We start from the raw sequence: 767 nt of genomic DNA on the forward strand, positions 1-767 counted from the left end.
TCATTCCATTGGATTGAAGGAGAAGTGTGGCATCTGCATGTTGCGATTGATGATGCAGATGGAAAGGTTGTAGGAGCCTATTTTGACCGTCAGGAGACACTTAAAGGGTATTATGAGGTTCTTTATCAGATTCTTGTTAATCATGGCATTCCTGCAATGTTTTATACGGACAGACGCACTGTATTTGAATATAAAAGAAAAGACAAGCCTTCAGATGCTGAGGATACATTCACTCAGTTCTCTTATGCCTGTCATAATCTGGGAATTGAAATAAAAACTACGAGCGTACCCCAAGCAAAAGGCAGAGTCGAAAGACTCAACCAGACGCTCCAGTCACGATTACCAGTCGAACTAAGGCACGCTCATATCACCAATATAGAGGACGCAAATGTATTTTTAAACCACTACATAAAAAAATACAATAATCAGTTCGCTCTACATCTTAATAGTACCAAATCGGTATATGAGAAGCAACCATCTATGGAGAAAATCAATCGTACTCTTGCAGTACTTTCAACTAGAACCATCGATAGTGGCCACTGCATTAGATTCCAGAGTAAATTCTATTTTCCTGTGACCGAAAATGGAGACAGAAGATTTTTTGCAGGAAAGACTAACTGCATGGTCATAGAGACATTTGATGGACAGCTTCTGGCAAATATCGATGATAATCTTTATCTGATGGAAGAAGTAGCTGAACATGAACTAATATCAAAGGAATTTGATGCTCCTAAGGAGGCACCTAAGAAAGAAAAGAAAAAGTATAT

Annotated in this window: 1 protein-coding gene; it reads left to right on the forward strand. The window is 38.6% G+C overall.

From position 1 onward, the window contains the following. Positions 1 to 767 (forward strand): ISNCY family transposase (locus DW269_RS12495; protein WP_117460338.1); only part of this gene is annotated, 767 nt, incomplete at both ends.

It is taken from the genome of Catenibacterium sp. AM22-6LB, assembly GCF_003435615.1.
GTDB lineage: Bacteria > Bacillota_I > Bacilli_A > Erysipelotrichales > Coprobacillaceae > Catenibacterium > Catenibacterium mitsuoka_A.